Raw genomic sequence first — 21,030 nt, 5'->3', positions numbered from 1 at the left:
CCTTCCCGGCTTGATCATTTTTTCTTTCTCCTTTACGCTAGCAGTAAACTTGGTCAATAACTGTCATAGTTCAAAAAAAATTGATGGCAGGGGATGGACGTGGCAAAAAGCAGGCGGTTAATCGAACTGATGATGAAACTGAATTCGAAAAAAAGGTATACGGTGCAGGAACTGGCGGATGAGTTCGGCGTGTCTTATCGCACGATGTGGCGCTATCTGCAGGAGTTAAGCGCCATGGGGCTGCCTTTATACTCCGAGAGCGGGATGCATGGCGGGTATCAGGTGCTGCCGGAACGGAAAGTTCCCTCCATTCCGGTCGGGAAGCAAACAGAGGTGAGAGGGAAGATTATCAGTAAGCCTTCTTTCCTGGTTTCGGGATTTGAATTTACGGCTCCCTATACGGCGTTCGGCGAGGTGGAGGTTTTGGCGCCCAGGCTATGGCTTGAATTGCTGCGCCGCCAGGAGGAAATTCCATGCGTCAATTCCAGCATACGCCTCGGTCTCTCTCACAATCGGGACAAAGAGTTCACCTATTATGTCACCTTAGAGGTAGAACATGTTGAACCGATTCCCGAAGATTTTATTCAACTGCACATCCCCGCGCGCATGTATGCTCTTTTCACGCACTATGGCTCTTTAGAGCGGGCGCACGTTCATGCAACCTATCATTCCATTTACCGCTGGCTGGAGAAGAATGGGTATGAGCAGGATAGGGAGGCGCTTATTATCGAATCGTTTGATGAGCGCTTCGCGCCTTCCTCCCCCCATAATCAGTATGATATCTACATCCCGATCCGCTGAACGGCAAGCCGGCTGATGAGGGAAGGGCCGCCGCGTTCCTAGAAGCGGGTGCGCAGCGGAGCGATTACAATTCCCCCCGATAGAGCCTCACCGAGCCGATTTGCCAGGACAAGAGATAGCACCCGCAGACGCCCCCAACCAGCAGCAGCAGGAGCAGCCAATCCTTCCAGGTCACCCGCAGGCGCACGTAATAGGGGCGCTCCCGCTTGCCGGTAAATCCTTTGGACAGCATGGCGACGGCGACGCGCTCCGACTTGCGGATGGCGGAGGCCAGCAGCGGGATGGCGTACCGCTTCATGGCGCGCAGCCGGCCCCGCCAGCCGCGTTCCCGTTCCACGCCGCGCATGCGGTGCGCATGCTGCAGAATCCGCAGCTCCTCCCGGAAGAAGGGGAGGAAGCGGTAGCCTGCCAGGATGCCGTATGCCCACTTCGGAGACAATCTGCACTGCTGCATCAGACTCAGCATGAAGCGGACGGGGTCTGTCGTCAGAATGAAGAGCAGCGACAGCGCCGAGAAGATGAGCACCCGCAGCCCGAGCGATAGCGCTTGATGCAGCACCACCGCCGTTACCGAGAAGGATCCCCATTCCCATATCACGTCAGAAGACCCGCCCGTCCCTGCCCGGGGAAGCAATATCGCCGTCCATACATACCCGGCACTCATGATCAGGAACGGAGCGAAGCCGAGCAGCCATTTCTTCCACGACACGCGGCCAAGCGCGAACGTCATCCCTGCGGTCCAGATTAGCGCCAGCAGCGGCGTTATCGGATCAAGGGTCAGCGACAACAGAATAACGGCAATGATGACCGCCAGGCCCTTAATGCTCGGATTCCAATCCTGCAAATTCAGCATGCTTCTCCCTCCTGCTCGCGATAAGTTCGGTCAGCCTGCCGGCTGCCGCGCAGCGGAGCGGGGGCAGCAGCTGGCAGTCCGCCGCCAACTCCGCATGGTCCGACCAGAGCGTGGCGGGCGGGCCGTCATAGGCGGTACGTCCGTCCCGGAGGACAACGATGCGGTCCGCATACGCGTGCGCCAGCTCCATATCATGCGTAATCATGATGACCGCATCCCCCTGCCGGACCCGTTCCCCGAGCATGTCCATCAGCTCGCGGGTCGTATCGGCGTCCTGGCCATAGGTCGGCTCGTCCAGGATGAGCAGCCTCTGCGCATCGGTCAGCGCCGAAGCGACGCTGAGCCGCCGCTTCTGGCCTTGGCTGAGCGAGAACGGGCTCGCCTGGGCGGCATTCTCCAGCCGCAGGCGGCGCAGCGCTTCCTGAACCGCCTGTTCGATCGCGGCCGGCGCGATGCCCTGCAGCCGCAGCCCGAAGGCAAGCTCATCGGCGACCGTATCGGTAATGAATTGATGCTCCGGATTTTGGAAGACGTAACCAATCCAGGTCCGGAGCTCCTTTTCCGTGTAGTCGCCGAGAGGTTTTCCCTGCAGCCGGACTGCTCCGGATTCCGGCTCGTTCAGCCCGGCCAGCAGCGAGGCGAGCGTCGATTTGCCCGCCCCGTTCGGCCCGGCGATGGCGACCCATTCTCCCGTGCGCAGCGTCAGCGAGATGCCGTCTGCCACCGGGCGGCCGCCGCGCCGGAAGCGCAAGCCTTCCGCTTCCAGAAGAGGGGCAGGCTTGCCGCCGGCGTGGTCTCCGGCAGGCCTGCCGCCGGACGGCGAAGGCGCGGTCAGCGCCTGCAGCGCGCGCTCCTGGCCCGCCTCGCTCCACCGGGCCAGCTCCGCGGCGAGGTCCGGCTCGGTCAGGACCGCGGCCAGCGCCGGCGGCTCCTCGCCCGGGACAAGCCGCCGCAGCTCGCGGTACAGCCGGAGCGGGCCCGGCAGCCAGATCCCGGGCGCTTCCGGCACCGCGCCGGCATAATACGCGGCGGGTGGCCCGTCGTAAGCGATGGCGCCGGCGGCGTCCATCACGAGCAGCCGGTCCGCCTGGCCGATCCACTCGTCGAGCTGATGCTCGATGACGAGCACGGCCAGACCGCGCGCCCGGGCCAGATCGCGGACGAGCGCCGCGAACTGCCGGCGGGACGACGGGTCAAGATTTGACGTCGGCTCATCGAGCACGAGCAGGCGCGTCTCCATCGCGATGGCGCAGGCGAGCGCCAGGCGCTGCTTCATGCCGCCGGACAGCTCGTGAATCGGGGCCGCGCGCCAGGCGGCCAGGTCCACCGCGGCCAGCGCCCCGCTGATGCGCCCGTCCATCTCCTCCCGCGGACAGCCGAGGTTCTCCAGACAGAAGGCGATCTCCTCCTCGACCCGCAGCAGACAGAATTGGCTCTCGAAGTCCTGGAACACGATGCCGGCCGCCCATGGGGCATCGCCCGCCGCCCGCTCGGCGACCGGCTTCCCGTACACGAGCACCCGGCCACGCACCTCGCTGTCGATGGCGTGCGGGTACAGCCCGGCCAGGCAGAGGGCAAGCGAGCTTTTGCCGCAGCCGCTCGGCCCGAGCAGCAGCACCGTCTCGCCGTCGCCGATGCGGACGTCGATGCCGGACAGGATCGGGTCCGCGCCCGCCTCGAAGGCGAGCGTCAGCCCCTCGGCCTCGATCGCCGCCACGCGCTCATTCACGCGGCTCTCATTCACGCGGCTCATGCGGCGCGGGTGCCTTCCTTCGCGATCGGATAGCTGCGCAGCACGCCGGTCCGCTTCAGCGATTGGGCGATCCCGTGGCCGAGCAGCCCCGCGATAAGCGCCCCGCTGACGCAGCGGACGGCTAGCATCGCGATGACGAGGCCGGCGGAGTACGCGCCGAAGCCGCTGCGGAAGTAACCCCACGCGAAGCTGAACAGGGCCGCCCCGACCCCTGCCAGCATCAGCGTCTTCAGGCTGTAGCTGCGGTAGCGGGTAGCAGCGAAGGCCGCTTCGGCACCCAGCCCTTGAATGAGGGCGGACACGATCAGGATCGGCCCGACCGCGTTCCCGATCAGCACCTCGACGACGCCGGCCACCGTCTCCGAGATGACGGCGGCGCCCGGCTTACGCAGAATCGTGGCAGCGATAATCGACACGATGAACCAGATGCCGAAGATGACCTCATAGCCCATCGGCCCCATGAAGCCGACCAGGACATTGCCCACCTGGAAGAACAGCAAATAAACAACGGCAAAGACGACAGACAGCGAGCTGAGCATGACGATATCTTTTAATTTCCAATGTCGCATCGGTATATGGCTCTCCCTTCCGCTTCCCGCGTTCATGACTTCCGGCTCGGGCTGTGCGCCGAAATATTCGTCGTCAGCACGATATGAGTGCTGTCGCTCTTCTTCGCCCGCTCGAAGGCGTGCTCCAGCGTGGCGAACACGTCATGCGCGTCGCCCTGCAGCCCGCTCGCATAATGCACTCCCTTGGTGAAGGTGCCTTCCTCCCGGGCAAGATCGATAATGTCATAGATGGTATCCATATAATCCGGCGTGCCGAGCGGGTAGAGCGAGAACTGGGCATCGGTCTGAACCGCGATGAGGCGGGAGCGCTCTTCATTCAGGCGATGGGCGTCCTCCGTCATGTAATAATCGGCCTCGCTATCGCCGGGGCATCCGATCGAGAAGGTGGCATTCAGCACGGTATGGACGCCGGACTGGGCGCAGTGGAGAAAGATCGACTTCACCACGTCGAAGACATGCTCCGACTTGCCGCGGACGCAGGTGCTTACCTCATCCGTCTTCGACCATACTTTGGACAGGTCCGTCGCCTTCAAGGCCCCGAGAATCAACTCCGCGAACCGATCGCTCATCGGATAGAGCGAGAACCGGCAGCCGGCGATCTGGCCGGTGCCGCACATAGCTTTTTTCATTGCGAATTCCTCCCGTATCTGCGAATGATCGTAAAAAAACAGCAAAAAACCGCACCTCCGGGAAGTGCGGTTCGCCATACGGAAGAACGGCTGCCATGAAGGAAAGCCTCCTTCGGCGAGCGCGAATCATCGTAATCTACCTACACTTCCCCACGCTAGTATTATCTAGTTCGGGTTATAAGGGTTAACAGCGATTCGCCGTCTCTCAGCCTGCAAGCAAGCACCCCTAGTGTTCACGAATATGCGGTTGGCATTGCCTCTTTTACGCTTCCCATTATACCGGGACCGGCCCGAATGTAAAGACTCTTTTCGAGTAAACTGCTTTTTCATCGTTCCTCCCGGCGATCTTTCGTTATAATGAAAAGAAGAAATTTAATCGCTTGGAATCGAGAGAATACGAGGGAATCTCCATGAATGCAATGACGAACGGCCTCACGCTTCCCGGATATGAAGTGGACAAAATCATATATGAAGATCCCTTCCTGTACGTCTGTTACGCCTATGGGCTGAAGCAGGAACGGCCTGCCCTGCTCAAGGTGGTGAAGGAAGGCAGCCGCACCATCATCGAGAACGCGAAGCTGCTGCATGAATACGAAGGCACCGCTCGCGTACATATCGACGGCATCCTGCGGCCGGTCGCGGTCGTGCCGCATGGCCACGCCCTGATTCTGGAGTATGAGCCGGTGAACGGGGTAACCTTGCGGCGCTACTTCGAGATGCAATCCGTATCGTGCAACGAGTTCCTGGAGCTCGGCATCGGCATGTGCCGGATGATCGAGGCGCTCCACCAGCAGCAGGTGCTCCATCTCAATCTCAAGCCCGATACGATCCTCGTGCAAATGGTGACGAAGCGAATCTATGTGACCGGCTTCGGGTATGCCTTGTTCTTGCAGCAGGGCGAGGGGCAGCCGATGAAGCGCCCTCTGCTGGAGGGCAATCCGATCTATATGTCACCGGAGCAGACCGGGCGCATGAGCTGCGACCTCGGCCCGTATTCGGATCTGTACTCCCTGGGCGTGGCCTGGTATGAGCTCCTGGCAGGAGAGCTGCCGTTCGAGGCGGACAACGCGCTTGCCTGGTCGCATGCGCATATGGCGCGGCGCCCCGTGCCGTTAACCGAACGGAGGCCGGAACTGCCGCCGGAACTGGCGGAGATCGTGACGAGGCTGCTGGAGAAGGACCCGGAAGCGCGCTATCCGGATGCGCGCACGCTGCGCGTCGCGTTGGAGGAATGCCTGGAGGGGCGGCGGAACAGCTACGCATTGGATCTGCCGGAGGGAACGTTGCGGGATCAGACTGCGCCGGCGCGGCAGCTATCGGTGACAGCGCTCTACCCTGACGATCCGGGGCCTATCCTGCCGCACCCTGCGCTTGGCCAGGCCGGTGACGCTCCGTTATTCGGCTTGACCGGACCGTTGGCGGGGGACGACAGCGGCGGCTATCCGCAGACGCTGGATCTGGCGGCGGTCGTCCAGTCATCCCACAGCTTCGCGGAGGGCTGGGAGGGACGCGGACTGGCGGAGAAGCTGCTCGCTACGATTGTGATGCAGGCCGGAGCGGGGCAGGGGCATCTCATCGTCCTGCGCCAGGGCGAGCCCTACGTGGAAGCGGCGATAGATCCGGATAGGGACGGGATGAGCGGCTGTGGCGAATTCCGGCCCTGTCCGCTGAGCGAGTGCGGCGATGTGCCGGAGGAGCTTATCCGGGCTGCGCTTCAATCGGGCGAGCCGATGCTGCTGCGCACCGAGACCGAGAGGCGCTCCGCCGGGCCGGATCAGCATGGGCCGGCGACGCGCCCGCCCGAAGCGGCGGAAGGCCGCCCGGCCTCGGTGCTGGTGCTGCCGATTCGGCTGCACGAGCAGGTGCGAGGCTGCCTGTATCTGGTCAATGGACGGACGGGGCACGCCTTCGTCCCGGGACGTCTGGGAACCTTGCACGTGTTGGCTTGCCAGCTGCTGTACGTGGCCGAAGCCCAGGCCAGAAGGCTGCCGCCGTCCCGGGAGGAGCTGCAGCGGCTGGCGAAGGTGGAGGAACTGACCGCCCGCGAGCGGGAAGTGCTCAGCCTGCTGGCCCGCAGCCTGTCGAACAAGGAGATTGCCGAAGAACTGCTGGTGTCGGCCGAGACGGTGAAGGCCCATATCAAAAACCTGTTCAAGAAGCTCGGGGTCGATCGCCGCATGAAGGCCGTCTCCGTAGCGAAGACGCTCGGTTGGCTGGATGAGCGGGGGCCGTAGCGCAAGTCTGATAAAATCCCTCTTAACGCAGGATGCATGTGGAAGCGACGGGATAGCTATGAGCGCCCGAACTGTTCCATACCGCCCACAATTTTGTTTGTCCAGATCGGACTGTAAGCGGCCGTCAGGGAATCCTGGCGGCTTGTTGCTTGTTCCGGAACACGGACCGTCGCCGTCTCGGGGTTGGGCGAATCCGTTCGAGCCGCACCGGCAACAATTGACGCGGCTCCCCCGGCGCAGTACGATGACAGGAGAAGCTCCGGCGCCGCAAGCCGGCGGAGGAGCCATATTCGAAGATTCGGGGTGGAACTATTTGTAGTACCAAGCTGTTGCTCTTGGAACGCAAGCATATGGAAGCCGCGGCCGCGGTCATGGCCGAAGGCTTCAAGGAAGACGGATTGTATGTGCATTTGCTGCCCGATCCGTCCACCCGCGTGGAAGTGTTGAAGCTGTTTTTCTGCAATTATATCGAATTGCTGTATGATTACGGCGGCTTATATGCGACATCCGAGAACATGGAGGCCGTCGCGCTCATCTTCCGCTCGGAGCGGATGGGGGCGTCCTGGGCTTCCCGCGCGAGCTACGCATGGGGCGTTGCCCGGGCCGTCGCGAAGTCGCTGCGCATGTGCCGTTACATCAGTCCCGCCCGCTTCCTGCGCGGCTTGTCGGGCCTGCGCAGCATGAGCTCGGCCTGGCTGGCCTCATTGGGCGACCAGCCTTATCTGCATCTCGATATGCTCGTGGTACAGCCGCAATACCGGGGCCAGGGCTGGGTGCGGAAGATGATGTCCCCGCTGCTGGCTGAATGCCGCGAACAGGGAATCGCCTGTACCCTGGAGACGCAAAATCCGCGCAATGTCGGGCTGTATGAGCATTACGGCTTCACGGTCGTGGATACGATCCGGCTGCGGAACAGCGGCTTGAAGCAGTATTGCATGGTCTGCCTGCCTGGGACGGCGGCTTGGCAGAACGGTAATCCAGGGCATCCGGCAGCCACGCCGCAACGCAAGCCGTAACGCAACACAACAGTGAAGGTGTGAGGAGAGATGATGAAGCAGCATATTTTGCTGATTGAAGACGATCCCGGCATCGTGGAGATGGTGGGCAATCATTTGACGAAGGAAGGGTTCGCCGTCACGGCGGCGGGCAATGGGGAAGAGGGCCTGACCCTCTTCGGCCAGCGTTCCTATGATGTTGTCATCGTGGATCTGATGATGCCGAAGCTCGACGGCTTCGAAGTGATCAAGCGGATACGGGAGCGAAGCTCGGTTCCGATCCTGATCATGTCGGCGAAGGACGGCGACGTGGACAAAGCGTTGGGGCTTGGCTTCGGCGCAGATGATTATGTGGCGAAGCCGTTCTCCTTGATCGAGCTGTCGGCCCGGGTGAAGGCGTCTATCCGGCGCGCCACCGAATATGCGCGGCCGGCCGAACCTGAGGAGCGCGTTATCACTTATGGCCCGCTCAGCCTGTATGTAGACGGCTACCGCGCCACCAAGCAGGATCGGGAGATTAAGCTGACCTCGACCGAGTTCGAGCTGCTGAAGCTGTTCATGACGAATCCGAACCGGGTATTTACGAAGGCCCAGATCTACGGCTTCGTCTGGGGTGACGACTATTTGGGCGACGAGAATGTCATTAATGTCCATATCCGCCGATTGCGGGAGAAGATCGAAGACGATCCTTCCCATCCCGTCTATATTACGACCCTATGGGGCATCGGTTACAAGTGGGAAGGGAAGTAAGATGATCATCCATCTCGTATACGGCGCACTGATTGCCATTCTGCTCCTTCTCCTCTTGCTGCAGTGGCGGGCGCGGCGGGTTCGAAGCGCCAAGCTCGCTTATATCCATTCGAAGCTGCATCTCATATTGACCGAGCCGACACGCGAGAAGCTGCTGGTCGTCACGAGCGATCCCGAGCTGCGGCCGATCCTGATTGAGATCAACCGCCTCTTGAGCGAGAATCAGAAAGTAACGGCCCAATACAACCGCACGGAGCAGTCGATTCGCCGCATGCTGTCGAACATTTCCCATGATCTGAAGACGCCCCTGACCGTCATCCTTGGGTATATCGAGACGCTAAGCCTGGATCCCGATATGCCTGCGGAAGAGCGGCAGCGCTTATTGGAACGTGTGAATGAGAAGCTGCACGATGTGCTGAAGCTGATCCGCACCTTCTTCGATCTGGCGAAGCTGGAGTCGGGAGACAAGGAGCTGCCGCTGACCCGGCTGGATATCAATGAGGCATGCCGGAAGAGCATGCTTCAGTTCTATGATACGCTGACTTCGCGAGGCTTCGAGGTGGATATCGGAATCCCGGAGACACCGATGTATGCGCACGCGAACGAAGAGGCCCTGGAACGCATTCTGAACAATCTTATCTCGAACGCCATCCATCATGGCGGCGACGGCCAGGCGATCGGCATCCGGACCCGCGAGGAGGAAGGCTTCATTTTGATCGATGTGTGGGACAGAGGCAAAGGCATTCAGGAGCTGCATCGCGATCGGGTATTTGAACGGATGTATACGATGGAGGATTCACGGAACAAATCATTCGAAGGCAGCGGGCTCGGCCTGACGATTACGAAGCGGCTCGTGGAGCATATGGGCGGCACCATTCATCTGGACAGCAAGCCGTATGAGAAGACCGTCTTCACGATTCGGCTGCGCGCTCTCACCTATTGATCTTCGCCTGCGGACAGACCGGAACGGCTGTCTGCGGGCTATGTGCCGTTCTTAAGAAACTCGTAAGAATCAGGAAAGAAAAAAGAGAATTTCAGATTATACGATGGAAGCATAAGGCACATGAGCGAAGGGAGTTATTGCGATGACCTATGCATTGCGAACCTATCGGGTCACGAAAAGCTATCAAGGCAATGAAGTCGTGTCGGAAGTCAGCATGAATATCCGGCGGGGGGAAATCTACGGATTTCTCGGGCCGAACGGCGCCGGCAAGACGACCTTGATGAAAATGATGACGAATCTGGTCAAGCCGACCAGCGGCGAGATCGAAATTCTCGGGCAGAAGCTGACGGACACGTCCTATGAGCTGCTCGGACGGATGGGATCGATTATCGAATATCCGATCTTCTACGATAAGCTCACGGCGCGCGAGAATCTGGATTTGCACTGCGAATATATGGGATATCATGATAAAAAGGCGATTGACGAGGCGCTGGAGCTGGTCAATCTGCGCGGCATCGACAAGAAAATGGTCAAGGACTTCTCCCTGGGGATGAAGCAGCGGCTTGGCATTGCCCGCGCCATCACGACGAAGCCGGAGCTGCTCCTGCTCGACGAGCCGATTAACGGACTCGATCCGATCGGCATCAAGGAGCTGCGGGATCTGTTCCGGATGCTGTCCCGCGAATACGGGATTACACTGCTCATTTCAAGCCATATGCTGGGGGAGATCGAGCAGATGGCCGATACGATCGGCGTCATCAATCATGGCAAGCTGCTCGCCGAGGTGGGGATGGCGGAAGTGAGGGAGCAGAACGCCGCCTATATCGAGATCGTCACGGCGAACAGCCAGCATGCGGTGTTCGTGCTGGAGAACAAGATGAACCTCACGAACCTGCGGTTGATGAACGAGCAGGTCATACGGGTATATGACACGGATCTGCCGCAGAACGAGATTGCGAAGACGCTGATCATGAACGATGTCATTATCGAGTCGATTCATAAGAAAAACCACTCCCTGGAAGACTACTTCCTCAATTTATTGAACGGAGGCGGCATCCATGCGTAACTTGATGAGGCTGGAAATGAAAAAATATAAGATCGGCGGCTACATCCGCGGAGCCGTCATCGCCAGCGCCATCATTCTCCTCTTCATGCTGTTCGTCAGCTTCGTGCAGAAGGTGGATGAGGGCACTCCTGCCTTTACCAGCCTGCTCGAGGCGTTCGACTTCGGCGTCACGATCGTGCGCGGCACCTTCATTGTGTTCGCGGCGGTGCTGCTCTCGCGCTTCGTCATCGAGGAATTCCGGAGCAAGTCGATTACGGTGCTGTTCATGTACCCGATCAACCGTAAGAAGCTTATCGCGGCCAAGCTGGCGATTGTTGTCGTCTTCACGTTCTGCGCCATCATCCTGTCTACCCTGTTCGTGACAAGCGGCTATTATCTCCTGAACCGGTGGCTCGATCTGGTACCCGGGGGCCTGCCGTTATCGGCGCTCGCCTCCCAAGGCTTGAAGGCCTTCATCAATGCGATCGCCGCCAGCGGCATGGGACTGATCCCGCTATTCTTCGGGATGCGGAAGCATTCGGTCTCGGCGACCATCGTCTCTTCGATTCTGATGATGGCGATTATCACCTCCAGCACCAACGGGTTCTCGCTGGGGTCGATTATCTTCATCCCTCTGACTTTGGCGGTCATTGGCGGATTGATCGCTTACTTCACTATCCGCAATATCGAGCATGTCGATGTGACGACATAAGTCGGGGGAACGCGGCCGGGAGGCTGCGTTCCTCTTGGCCTATTCTCTCCACTGAACGACGGATGGCCAGATCCATTCCTTCTCTTTCTCCCTTTCCATTTCCCTTAACCTCAGATCCCCTTTTCGCTTGCCCTTGCCGCTCCTGTTCAGGGTTAACCGTAGCCGAGTCTCCCAAAAAAGGGTAACATAGAAGCAGTAACCACGACGGAAACGAGGTGCTTCGATCTATGGACTTATCCCGTATTCATACGCTTGCCCAAGCTATTAAGCGCAATGTGCAGCAGGTTATCGTCGGCAAGGACGATACGCTGGACCGCATCTTCGTCGCCCTGTTCACTGGCGGCCACGTGCTGCTGGAGGACGTGCCGGGCACAGGCAAGACGCTGCTCGCCAAATCCATCGCCAAGTCGATCGACGGCACCTTCAAGCGCATTCAATTCACGCCAGATCTGCTGCCTACCGATCTGAGCGGCATGAATGTGTACAACCAGAAGCGGGGCGAATTCGAGTTCCGGCCGGGTCCGGTCTTCACGAACCTGCTGCTCGCTGACGAGATTAACCGGGCGACGCCGCGCACCCAGTCCAGCCTGCTGGAATGCATGGAAGAGCGTCAGGTCAGCATCGACGGCGTCACGATGCAGCTCGAAGAGCCGTTCATCGTGCTGGCGACGCAGAACCCGCTCGACAATTTCGGCACGTTCCCGCTGCCTGAGGCCCAGTTGGACCGCTTCATGCTGAAGCTGAAGCTTGGCTATCCGACGTTCGAGGAAGGACTGCGCATTCTCTCCCGCTTCCGCACCGAGGATCCGATACAGGAGCTTGCCCCGGTGGCGACGCGGGAGGATATCAAGGCGGCCCGCGCCGGATATACCCGGGTCCATGTGGACGATGCCATCCTCGAATATGTGCTCGGCATTGTCGAGCGGACGCGCAGCCACCCGGACATCGCGCTGGGCGCCAGTCCGCGGGCCAGTCAGGCGCTGCTTCGCGCTGTGCAGGCCTTTGCCGTCATCCGCGGGCGGGATTACGTATCGCCGGATGATGTGAAGGCGATGGCCGCTCCGGTGCTGGCGCATCGCCTGCTCCTTCACCATGCGGCCGGATCGCGGGACGATCAAGCCGAATCCGTCCTGGCCCAGATCGTAAGTCAGGTGCCGGTTCCGGCAGAAGCCCGTGCGGCGGAGTGACGCCTATGCCGCTGCATTGGTTGATTGTGTTCCTCGGCCTTGCGCTGGCTGCGCAGGGCATGCTGTATAGACGCTGGGCGCTGCGGCGGGTCTCCTATACCCGCACATTTTCGAAGCAGAAGCTGTTCGCCGGCGAGACGGTGGAGATGACGGAAACGATCGGCAACGACAAGCTGCTGCCGCTACCTTGGGTCCGGCTCGAGTCGATGATTCCGAGCGCCCTTCGCTTCGGGAAGCAGCATAATCTGGAGATGGACGTCGGGGAGCTCTCCCAGAACCATCGAAGCTTATTTGCATTGAAACCGTATACACGCGTGATTCGGCGTCATCAGATTACATGTGTGAAGCGGGGGATCTACCGGCTGGACAGTGTCACGATGACGGCGGGCGATCCGTTCGGCGTGTTCGATTCGGTGCGCCGGATTCCGCTGGGGCTGGAGCTGACCGTGTACCCGGCCCTCATCCCTCTGGATCAGCTTCCGCTGTCGACGAAGAGCTGGATTGGGGACATCCCTGTACGCCGCTGGATATTGGAGGATCCGTTCTGGAAATCTGGCGTCCGGCCGTACCGCCCGGGCGATACGCTCAAATTGGTGCATTGGAAGGCGACGGCCCGCACCAACAGTCTTCAAGTACACAAGTTCGATTATACGGCCGACCGCAAGCTGATGATTCTGGTCAACTTCGAGACATCGGACGGGATGTGGTCGAAGGTGACGATTCCGGAGCAGGTCGAGAAGGCGCTGTCTTATGCGGCTTCCATCGCTCATGCGACGGTGAAGCAGGGGATGGAGACGGGCGTCAGCTGCAACGGAAACTTGCCCGGCCATACTAGAGGGACCGCGCTGACCTTTCCGCCCGGAGCGGGAACGGTGCATTTGCACCAGCTGTTCGAATGGATGGCGAAGCTGGAGCTGGAACTGACGATGACGTTCGCCACCTTCCTCGCGCAATGGGAGCCGGCAGGGGATACCGACTATATTATCGTGACGCCGCTTCCGCCTTCCCGTCAGGCCGAGGCGATTGCGAACCGGATGCGCATGCGGGGCAGCGCCGTGGAATGGCTCGTGCTGCCGAAGCCCGCTATGAAGCCGCAGGAAGAGGAGGTGCGACATGCTCAATAGCCGGGAAAAGGATTTGGAACGAAGCCGGAATCAGAGCGGGGAACTGAACCGTGAAAACAGCCGGGAATTGAACCGCGAAGGCAATCGGGAACGAAAGCGGGACTTCAACCGGGAAGACAGCCGCGGTTGGTATTGGAATCGGGGGCGAGACTTCGGGATTTCGCTGCTGCGGGCGCTGCTCGATTATCTCATCCTGTTCCCGGTCCTGCTGCTGATCAGCGTGTATGCGGCGCCCGAAGAGGCCGGATCTCATCTGTGGTACGGACTATGGCCGGCCTGCGCGGCCGCGGGGACGGCGCTCCAGTCTGCGGCGCGCTTCAAGCGGCTTCGCCTCTGGCTGCTGCTGTTATTCGTGGCCGGCAGCGCCGCGCTGGCGGCCGTAGTACCGCTTCGGCTGTCGATGATAGCGGTGTATGCAGTCGGCTTTCTCGTATTTGCAAGAGGGACGTCGGCTGTGGCGAGCCGGTCAGCGTTCGGAGATACCGTGCATTGGAACTGGGCGGCGCTCGGCATGTATTTTCTTGTATTTGCGCTCTCCTTTTTCCGCCCGGAGCTGCGTGCGCTGCAGCCGCATCTGGCCGCCGTCGGGGTGCTGTTCGTCTTCGGCACGCTGTGGCAGATGAACTGGGGGCAGCTGAACAAGGCGAATTACAGCGCAGAGGCCCGCGGCTCCGTTCCGGCTCAGGTGATGCGCCTCAATGCGTCCTATGTCATTCTGTTCTTCCTTGCGCTGGTGCTTATCGTCGCCTTCACCTTCGGGACGGCGATGGACACACTGATGGAGTGGACGCGCATGCTACTCGGATGGATCTTCTCAGGGAGCGAGCAGGTCGTCATGGACGAGCCACCGCCGCCGCAGGCCGCACCGCAGATGCCTCTATTCGGGGCCGATGCGAACGCCGAGCCGAGTTTGTTCTGGAAGCTGCTGGAGCGTGTCATTACCGTCGTCTTCTGGGTCGCTTTGGCTGTCGGTGCGATGGTCGGAACGTGGTTCCTGCTGCGCTTCCTGATGAAGAAGCTGTTCCCGCAGGCCTGGGATGCGCTGCTGCGATTTTTGCGCAAGCGGGAAGCAGAGCCGGAGCCGGCCGACTATGTCGACGAACAATCCTCCACGTTCGAATGGGAGAAGCTTCGCCGCCGCGTCATGAAGCCGTGGGCGCAGACCACGCGCCGCTGGCGCCGGGAGCGCTATGACGACCTGAAGACGAATCGCGAGCGTGTCCGCTTCCTGTACCGGGAGCGGCTACGCCAGGCAATCGGGCAAGGGTATAAGCCTGACCCGGGCCGCACGCCGAAGGAGACGATGGAGCATCTTCGGCAATGGGAGGAGCGGGGAGCGAGGGGCGGTCAAGGCGGCGAGAGCGAACTGGGCGACGGGTACAGAGGAGCCGTTGAGATCGAGTTGGTTGACGCCTACACCGGTTCCGTCGAGAGCGAGCTGGGCGATGCCTACACCGAAGCCCGATACGGGAAGGGCGACGTTCCGGACGAGACGGTGAACCGGCTTGTCCGCCAGATACGAGGCGGTACGAAGTGAGGCAAGTTTATAAAAGGGAGCCCTGGCGGCTCTCTTTCGATTATAAAATTCCTGCTATTTTACATCATTTTTGGTGCGTATAGGGTGAATTTAGGAAAAATCCTGCAAAATTACATCAATTTGCCCCGATAAACGCTAGTCAAGCGACTTTGGTGCGAAATTGCTGCACATTTGCAGGATTCCCTCGCATCCAGAAGGGCTCCTATGAGAAAACTGTAATTTTGCAGTATTTTTGGCGAGAAAACACGAATAGCACGCATCGCAAGCCAGGATATGGGAGGAAGCAGGCACATGCGCATACCAGTGTATACCCAGCGTACTGCAGACTCCAGGGAACACCAGCAAGCACGAGCAGACATCCGCCACACCAACGAACACCAGCAGACCGTATCAGACACCAGAAGTAGCTAGTCCAAACTAGTCCCAACGCCTCCACACTCCTCCCAACTAGCCCGCTCTGAACCGCCTCAACCCATGCAAAAAACCGCCAGGGCGAGCACCCTGACGGCCGTTTTTTATTTAGCAGATTAGACGTAATTGCGGCGGAAACGAAGTCTTGCCGTCTTGCGCGGCACAATCGGGTGCCGCTCCACCTGCAAAATCGCTTCCAGCACGCGGGCTTGCGTATGCTGGCGTTCCGCCTGGGCGCGGACGCTCATCCATTGCAGCGCTTCAGGCCGGGAAGCGAAGGACGAGAGCTGGGACACGAGATCCTCCGGGTCCTCGGCTTGGCAGGCCAGTCCCTTGCGGACCAGATAGCGGATGTTGTCCTGCTCTTGGCCCGGCAGCGGCTTGTAGACGAGCAGCGGCAGCCGCTGAACGACCGCCTCGGTCGTCGTCACTCCGCCTGGCTTCGTAATCAGCAGATCGGACATCGCCATATATTCGTGGACCGGCTGCACGTAGCCTTCGACCCGGATGTGAAGCGAGGACGAGGCCGCCCACTCCTCGAGGTGGCGCTGCAGCCGCTCGTTCCGCCCGCAGATGACGATGAACTGCATGTCGGCCGCCCAGTCGGCTTCTTCCATTGCGCGGAAGAAATCGGGATCGAGCAGGCCGCAGCCACCGCCCATCAGCAGCACGGTCATCCGATCCGGATCCAGGCCGTAGCGGCGGCGAAGCGCGACTTTGTCATAGTTTCCATAGAACTCCGGACGAACCGGAATGCCGGACACCTCGATCCGGCAGGCGGGAATGCCTTGTCCGGCCAGCTTGGCCCGGGCTTCCTCCGAGCCGACCAGATAACGGTCGGTATGGGGGTGAATCCAGAAGCTGTGATCGGTATGGTCGGTGATGACCGTCACCAGGCCGCATTGCACAGCTCCGCGCTCCTTCAGGCGGGATACCGCCGCGCTCGCCGCCGGGAACGTGCTGACGATAATTGTCGGCTGCACCTCGCGAATCAGCTTGATGAGCGGACGCAGACTTGTCAGCGGCACATTTTTAATCAGCTGGGAGAAACGATGATCCCGGCGTGTCATCTCGAACAGAAAGCCGTACATATTCGGGAACATTTTCAACCATTGCACGAAGCAGTACGAACCGACCGTGTGCAGATGCGGCGACACCTGTTCCAAGTAATCGACGACATGCACTTCCGCCTCCTGCGGGTACCAGGTGCGCGCCGCTTCCCGAATCGCGTGAGCCGCTTGCAGATGGCCGTGGCCGAGCGATCCTGCGAGAACGAGCACCTTCTCCTTCGGCTGTTTACCGTAACCCCGATCATACATGTTTCCTAACATCTCCCTTTATCTATAACTTCACCATCTCTGGCTACTTCTTCTCTCTGAATTTGTTACTCTAATCGTATCCGAAAAGGGGCGGACTGGAAATGGACTGGAGTGCGGTTGTGATCCTAGACCTTTGGCGGGTCTTGGACCTGGCTATAATGCATACAAGCTCCATCATAGAATAAGAATGATGAGAAAAGGTTGAAAATTTATAATATTTTCAAATGAAATCATTATCAGGACCGTTAGTCAGCCTGCTTCCATACGATATAAAGATGAATGGGACATCTCCCTAGATAACTATATTCGATGTAGAAGAGACGTATGCAGCCACTGGTGCTCTCAATCCATCCCAACCGTTCTCTCCCCCTGTACGGTGTGCTCCCTTCTTCGCCGCTTCGCAGTGCCGAACAGCCGCTTGCTCCATCGCGAGAGCAGGGCTAGCGTCTTGGCATCGACGAACCGCTCGAAGAGATGGGCCACGGCAAATATCACCGGCAGCGTACTCAGCATCGCCAGCAGGACGCTCATCCCGTAAGGCAGCACGGAATGGAGCTGCAAGAAGATATAGCTGCCGAGGGAACATATAATAGTAAAATGCACGAGATACAGCGAGAACGATATTTTGCCCAAATAGGCGAACAGCTTGCGGTTGAACAGGGTCTGCATCCGGCTGGAGTTCAATAGGGCCGTCAGGATCAGGAACGATCCGATGACATGGTAGAACTCGAAGAAGGAGAATCCGGGCGCTTCCCATACGAGGATGGAATACACGGTTCCCTGCGGACTCCAATAAGGGTAAGAGCCCAGGTATATGCCGGCGATGACCAATATCACATGGATCCAGGGCCGGTTGATGGCGGCCAGCCAGTTCCGGTCGCTATGCTTGAGATCGCTCAGCAGCATGCCCAGCACAAATCCCAAATAGTAAGAGTCGATCCAGAACCAGATCAGGAGCGCATAGACGGCGAACCGAAGCTTGCGCTTCCCGAGCAGCAGCAGGAACGAGAAGATCAAAAAGGACCCGAACAGCTCGTACGTCATCGTCCAGAGCACGGGATTGTATTGCGAGCCATAAGTGAAGAAGGTATGGAACAGGCTCTCTGTCAGCATCGTCCATACGCCGGTATCGGCCGCGAACGGATCGGGCATGGAGGAGAGGGTAATCCCTTGAAGGTCGTCATAGAACCCGAATCCGCCGATGATTGCCAGATAAGCCAAGACAACGGACAGAAAAGCGGGCACGGCCAAGCGGAAGTATCTTCGAGCTGCGGAGGAGTAGAGAGGCAGGCGGTCTTTGGTCTGAAAATAACGATAGCTCAGCACGTAACCGCTTAGCACGAAGAACAGGCATACAGAAAAGTTACCGTTATACAGCAGATTGATTGGGGTCTGCGCGGCTGTCGCCTCGAAGGCGAAATGCGCAATCTCCGGTCTGCCTTCAAAGACAGACGGAAGAAACACCTGAAAGAAGTGGCATATCACCACGATGCAAGCGGCCAATCCTCTTACACCGTCCAAGTATACGATTTTGGGCTTCATGGGCATCCCCACTCCTCCATATCGACGTTCCTCTCTTCACTTTCATTGTAATCTCTTTTTGGAGCGAGATGTTTAAATTTTTGCATACGATCATAGGAAAACGGTTACAAGGAAGAGAAGTATTCGAATGGCCGAGCACATATAGCGGAATATGAAGGAGTGAATATCATTGGCACTTCAATGGAACATCGCTGATATTGATGAATTGACTCGTTCCGGCATTATTTATTTCAATTCCAAGATGGAAATGCTGGAGGACTTGCCCTGCAAAATGTATCGATTGACGGCCCAACCGAGCTTAATGATCCACTGCCACGACTACTTTCAGATCTGGTATGTCGCTAGAGGAGCCTTCCATCATACGGTGAGCGGCGAGCGGTTCGCGATTGCGGCGGGGGATATTTTTGTCGTCTCTCCGTTTACCTTGCATAGCGTAGAGATTCCTTCGGAGCAGGAGCTTGAAATATACGGCTGTGAATTTATGCCCTCCTTTATCAACGAACGGTTGGAAGAGAAGCCGGCGGATCATTCTTTTTTTGATGTAGCTTATGTCGAGTATTTTTTACGAAGGGAGAGCCGCATCCAGTCCAGAATTACGCTGGAGAACGTAATCGAGGTCAGGGTTCGAAATCTGATGAGGGAGATGCTGGCGGAGTATGAGAGGCGATCTCCCTTTTTTCAGATCTTATTGAAAGCAAACCTGCTTCTGCTGCTGTCCATCCTGGTTCGGCAGGTGAATCGGGAGCTGGTCGATGCGGGGTTCGAGAAATCGGAAAAATATAAAAATATTATGACCGGGGTGATCGAATACATCCATACGAATTATCAAGAAAATTTGAAGCTCGATACGTTATGCTCGATCGCGAATCTGTCGCGGTCGACCTTCTGCGGGCTGTTCAAGGAATGGACAGGCAAGACGTTCAACCGCTATGTCACCGATCTTCGCATCTTCCATGCAATCGGCATGCTAATGCGGCCGGAGCTGTCCGTAACGGATGTGTGCTATTCGACAGGCTTCAACGAACTCTCTTATTTTTGCAGAATCTTCAAAAAATATACGGGCATCTCTCCTACCTATTTCCGCAAGCAAGCCGTGCAGCCAAAGAATGACAATCATACGATAATCCCACTTATACAGACAAAAGTGAAATGAAATAAAGCGTTTACATGCTACCATATGGGTACTTGTTAGCCTAACAGGGTCGCAGACGGTTGTTCGATTCACCATTACGGGGGGATGAAGTATGAGAAGAAAATCGGTGATGTGGTGTCTTGCTCTCGTTCTTATGATCTCGATTGTATCCGGATGCTCTGGCGGCAATTCCCAGAATGCGGACGGCAGCTCCCAGAACAAGGGGAGCGAAGCCGGCGGGACAGACAACGGTTCTTCCGCCGACGCGGTAGAGCTCAGCTTCTGGTACGGATGGACCGGGCCGGAGGGAGAAGCGATTGAGAAGCTGATCGCCAAGTGGAATGCGGCCAATCCCGGCATCCAGGTGAAGGGGCTGTCGCAGAGCGACTATCAGAAGCAGCTCACGGCGATTACCGGCGGCAATCCTCCGGATATCGCCTCGCAATTCGGCCAGAATGTGGTGCCTTGGGGACTGCGCGGCGCCATGATGCCGCTGGATGATTATATTGCCCAGGATGGCGTCGATCTGCAAGATTTCGTTCCGGCGGCATTGAGCACATCGCAGTATGAGGGCACGACTTACGCCATTCCGATTGCGATGCACGTGTCGATGCTGTTCTATAACAAAGATATATTGGGCGAGGCGGGCTTCGACGGTCCTCCGGCTACGATCGGCGAGCTGAAGCAATATATCAAGGCGCTGAGCATCGTGGAGGACGGAGGACGCCTTCAGCGTCTCGGACTATGGCCGGGAATGGATGCGTACACCTTCGCCTATGCGTACAGCGGTTCGTTCTACGATGCCGAAGCGAAGCAGGTGACGCCGGATCATCCGGGCGTGAAAGCGGCCATTGAGCTATCCAAGAGTATCTGGGATCAATACGGGTCTGACAATCTGGATCGGTTCTCTTCGGGTCTTGGACAATATATGTCCGCGCAGAATCCGTTCTTCTCCGGCAAATATGCCATGACGATCGACGGCGAATGGCTGCCGACCTTCATTAAGCAATTCGCGCCGAATCTGAATTACGGCATTGCGCCGATTCCGTATGATGAGAACAATCCGGACATGAAGAATCCGGGGAATGTAGCGACGAGCGTGTTCTATATTCCGAAGGGCGCGAAGCATCCGGATGCCTCCTGGAAGTTCTTGAAGTGGATTACCGAGCCGGAGCAAATGGCTGAATTTACGGCTGCGATCGGGAATCTCCCGACGAGAACGTCCGCATTCACGAATCCGCTCTATGCCGACGTGCCGGGATTCAAGGAGTTCCTGGATTACTCATCAAGCGGCAATCTGCAGTCCTTCCCTGCCACTTCCTTCGCGAATGAGTATATGACCGAGTTCGGCGTCCAGTATGACGCGATTTTGCGAGGCAGCATCAGCATGGAGGAAGGCTTGAAGAAGGTCAAGGACAAGATTCAGCCGCTCGTGAAATAGAGTTCGGCCGCATGGCTCCGGTCCGCTGCAGCAATGCCCCGGATCGGAGCCGT

Annotated in this window: 18 protein-coding genes and 1 riboswitch; of the genes, 12 read left to right on the top strand and 6 right to left on the bottom strand. The window is 58.5% G+C overall.

Features of this window, described 5'->3' with window-relative positions; translation table 11 throughout:
- The first annotated feature begins 93 nt into the window (after positions 1 to 93).
- A complete protein-coding gene (locus NNL35_RS01845; protein ID WP_338111429.1) occupies positions 94 to 801 on the top strand; it encodes a GyrI-like domain-containing protein in 708 nt (235 codons plus the stop codon).
- Positions 802 to 865: 64 nt separating this feature from the next.
- Here the strand turns inward: NNL35_RS01845 and NNL35_RS01840 are convergent, their stop codons facing one another.
- The 4 genes from NNL35_RS01840 to NNL35_RS01825 are packed head-to-tail and all read right to left on the bottom strand — an operon-like array spanning position 866 to position 4,605.
- Positions 866 to 1,654 (bottom strand): energy-coupling factor transporter transmembrane component T family protein, encoded by a 789-nt coding sequence (locus NNL35_RS01840; protein WP_254552873.1) that lies wholly within the window; start codon positions 1,652 to 1,654, stop codon positions 866 to 868.
- Positions 1,620 to 3,407 (bottom strand): ABC transporter ATP-binding protein, encoded by a 1,788-nt coding sequence (locus NNL35_RS01835; protein ID WP_254553968.1) that lies wholly within the window; start codon positions 3,405 to 3,407, stop codon positions 1,620 to 1,622. The genes NNL35_RS01840 and NNL35_RS01835 overlap by 35 nt, the downstream gene beginning before the upstream one ends.
- Positions 3,404 to 3,976, bottom strand: a complete 573-nt coding sequence (locus NNL35_RS01830) for an ECF transporter S component (RefSeq protein ID WP_006676176.1) — start codon at positions 3,974 to 3,976, stop codon at positions 3,404 to 3,406. Before NNL35_RS01830 ends, NNL35_RS01835 begins: the two co-directional genes overlap by 4 nt.
- 32 nt (positions 3,977 to 4,008) lie before the next feature.
- Positions 4,009 to 4,605, bottom strand: a complete 597-nt coding sequence (locus NNL35_RS01825) for a Ykof family thiamine-binding protein (RefSeq protein WP_254552871.1) — start codon at positions 4,603 to 4,605, stop codon at positions 4,009 to 4,011.
- 130 nt (positions 4,606 to 4,735) lie between these two features.
- Positions 4,736 to 4,843: riboswitch (TPP riboswitch) on the bottom strand.
- Between the two features lie 172 nt (positions 4,844 to 5,015).
- Between NNL35_RS01825 and NNL35_RS30305 the strand changes: the two genes are divergently transcribed.
- The 9 genes from NNL35_RS30305 to NNL35_RS01775 all read left to right on the top strand — a co-directional run bounded on the left by NNL35_RS30305 (position 5,016) and on the right by NNL35_RS01775 (position 15,132).
- Positions 5,016 to 6,839, top strand: coding sequence for a protein kinase domain-containing protein (locus NNL35_RS30305; protein ID WP_276540117.1), 1,824 nt, complete (start codon positions 5,016 to 5,018; stop codon positions 6,837 to 6,839).
- 335 nt (positions 6,840 to 7,174) lie between these two features.
- Positions 7,175 to 7,855 carry a GNAT family N-acetyltransferase gene (locus NNL35_RS01810; RefSeq protein ID WP_238535311.1) on the top strand — a complete coding sequence of 227 codons (681 nt, stop codon included), beginning with the start codon at positions 7,175 to 7,177 and terminating at the stop codon, positions 7,853 to 7,855.
- Positions 7,856 to 7,888: 33 nt separating this feature from the next.
- Entirely contained in the window at positions 7,889 to 8,584 is a 696-nt protein-coding gene (locus NNL35_RS01805; protein WP_006676180.1) for a response regulator transcription factor, read from the top strand.
- A gap of 1 nt (position 8,585) precedes the next feature.
- Positions 8,586 to 9,527 carry a sensor histidine kinase gene (locus NNL35_RS01800; protein ID WP_006676181.1) on the top strand — a complete coding sequence of 314 codons (942 nt, stop codon included), beginning with the start codon at positions 8,586 to 8,588 and terminating at the stop codon, positions 9,525 to 9,527.
- Positions 9,528 to 9,669: 142 nt separating this feature from the next.
- Positions 9,670 to 10,593 (top strand): ABC transporter ATP-binding protein, encoded by a 924-nt coding sequence (locus NNL35_RS01795; RefSeq protein ID WP_006676182.1) that lies wholly within the window; start codon positions 9,670 to 9,672, stop codon positions 10,591 to 10,593.
- Entirely contained in the window at positions 10,586 to 11,284 is a 699-nt protein-coding gene (locus tag NNL35_RS01790; RefSeq protein WP_006676183.1) for an ABC transporter permease, read from the top strand. The genes NNL35_RS01795 and NNL35_RS01790 overlap by 8 nt, the downstream gene beginning before the upstream one ends.
- A 227-nt stretch (positions 11,285 to 11,511) precedes the next feature.
- Entirely contained in the window at positions 11,512 to 12,471 is a 960-nt protein-coding gene (locus tag NNL35_RS01785) for an AAA family ATPase (protein WP_006676184.1), read from the top strand.
- A gap of 5 nt (positions 12,472 to 12,476) precedes the next feature.
- Entirely contained in the window at positions 12,477 to 13,595 is a 1,119-nt protein-coding gene (locus tag NNL35_RS01780) for a DUF58 domain-containing protein (protein WP_254552869.1), read from the top strand.
- Positions 13,585 to 15,132: a DUF4129 domain-containing protein gene (locus tag NNL35_RS01775; protein ID WP_006676186.1), complete on the top strand. Its 1,548-nt coding sequence runs from the start codon at positions 13,585 to 13,587 to the stop codon at positions 15,130 to 15,132. The genes NNL35_RS01780 and NNL35_RS01775 overlap by 11 nt, the downstream gene beginning before the upstream one ends.
- 527 nt (positions 15,133 to 15,659) lie before the next feature.
- On the opposite strand, the gene NNL35_RS01770 is transcribed toward NNL35_RS01775, so the two are convergent.
- Together NNL35_RS01770 and NNL35_RS01765 are read right to left on the bottom strand one after the other, a co-directional pair.
- Positions 15,660 to 16,862: an MGDG synthase family glycosyltransferase gene (locus NNL35_RS01770; protein ID WP_006676187.1), complete on the bottom strand. Its 1,203-nt coding sequence runs from the start codon at positions 16,860 to 16,862 to the stop codon at positions 15,660 to 15,662.
- Between the two features lie 342 nt (positions 16,863 to 17,204).
- On the bottom strand, positions 17,205 to 18,410 hold the full coding sequence (locus NNL35_RS01765; protein ID WP_254552867.1) for an acyltransferase family protein: 1,206 nt from the start codon (positions 18,408 to 18,410) through the stop codon (positions 17,205 to 17,207).
- A 163-nt stretch (positions 18,411 to 18,573) separates the two neighbouring features.
- On the opposite strand from NNL35_RS01765, the gene NNL35_RS01760 reads away from it, so the two are divergent.
- Together NNL35_RS01760 and NNL35_RS01755 are read left to right on the top strand one after the other, a co-directional pair.
- A complete protein-coding gene (locus NNL35_RS01760; RefSeq protein ID WP_006676189.1) occupies positions 18,574 to 19,557 on the top strand; it encodes a helix-turn-helix transcriptional regulator in 984 nt (327 codons plus the stop codon).
- 91 nt (positions 19,558 to 19,648) lie between these two features.
- Complete coding sequence (locus tag NNL35_RS01755; RefSeq protein WP_040730742.1) at positions 19,649 to 20,977, top strand: ABC transporter substrate-binding protein; 1,329 nt, start codon at positions 19,649 to 19,651, stop codon at positions 20,975 to 20,977.
- Positions 20,978 to 21,030 lie beyond the last annotated feature (53 nt).

Source organism: Paenibacillus dendritiformis (assembly GCF_945605565.1).
GTDB classification, from domain to species: domain Bacteria; phylum Bacillota; class Bacilli; order Paenibacillales; family Paenibacillaceae; genus Paenibacillus_B; species Paenibacillus_B dendritiformis_A.
Note: the sequence above shows the minus strand (reverse complement) of the source record. Positions and strands in the feature narration are given on the sequence as shown.

Bases quoted from the DNA above. Each gene is read 5' to 3' on its own strand.
- NNL35_RS01845 (WP_338111429.1), top strand. From the start codon at position 94: ATGGACGTGGCAAAAAGCAGGCGGTTAATCGAACTGATGATGAAACTG.
- NNL35_RS01840 (WP_254552873.1), bottom strand. From the start codon at position 1,654: ATGCTGAATTTGCAGGATTGGAATCCGAGCATTAAGGGCCTGGCGGTC.
- NNL35_RS01835 (WP_254553968.1), bottom strand. From the start codon at position 3,407: ATGAGCCGCGTGAATGAGAGCCGCGTGAATGAGCGCGTGGCGGCGATC.
- NNL35_RS01830 (WP_006676176.1), bottom strand. From the start codon at position 3,976: ATGCGACATTGGAAATTAAAAGATATCGTCATGCTCAGCTCGCTGTCT.
- NNL35_RS01825 (WP_254552871.1), bottom strand. From the start codon at position 4,605: ATGAAAAAAGCTATGTGCGGCACCGGCCAGATCGCCGGCTGCCGGTTC.
- NNL35_RS30305 (WP_276540117.1), top strand. From the start codon at position 5,016: ATGAATGCAATGACGAACGGCCTCACGCTTCCCGGATATGAAGTGGAC.
- NNL35_RS01805 (WP_006676180.1), top strand. From the start codon at position 7,889: ATGAAGCAGCATATTTTGCTGATTGAAGACGATCCCGGCATCGTGGAG.
- NNL35_RS01800 (WP_006676181.1), top strand. From the start codon at position 8,586: ATGATCATCCATCTCGTATACGGCGCACTGATTGCCATTCTGCTCCTT.
- NNL35_RS01795 (WP_006676182.1), top strand. From the start codon at position 9,670: ATGACCTATGCATTGCGAACCTATCGGGTCACGAAAAGCTATCAAGGC.
- NNL35_RS01790 (WP_006676183.1), top strand. From the start codon at position 10,586: ATGCGTAACTTGATGAGGCTGGAAATGAAAAAATATAAGATCGGCGGC.
- NNL35_RS01785 (WP_006676184.1), top strand. From the start codon at position 11,512: ATGGACTTATCCCGTATTCATACGCTTGCCCAAGCTATTAAGCGCAAT.
- NNL35_RS01780 (WP_254552869.1), top strand. From the start codon at position 12,477: ATGCCGCTGCATTGGTTGATTGTGTTCCTCGGCCTTGCGCTGGCTGCG.
- NNL35_RS01775 (WP_006676186.1), top strand. From the start codon at position 13,585: ATGCTCAATAGCCGGGAAAAGGATTTGGAACGAAGCCGGAATCAGAGC.
- NNL35_RS01770 (WP_006676187.1), bottom strand. From the start codon at position 16,862: ATGTATGATCGGGGTTACGGTAAACAGCCGAAGGAGAAGGTGCTCGTT.
- NNL35_RS01765 (WP_254552867.1), bottom strand. From the start codon at position 18,410: ATGCCCATGAAGCCCAAAATCGTATACTTGGACGGTGTAAGAGGATTG.
- NNL35_RS01755 (WP_040730742.1), top strand. From the start codon at position 19,649: ATGAGAAGAAAATCGGTGATGTGGTGTCTTGCTCTCGTTCTTATGATC.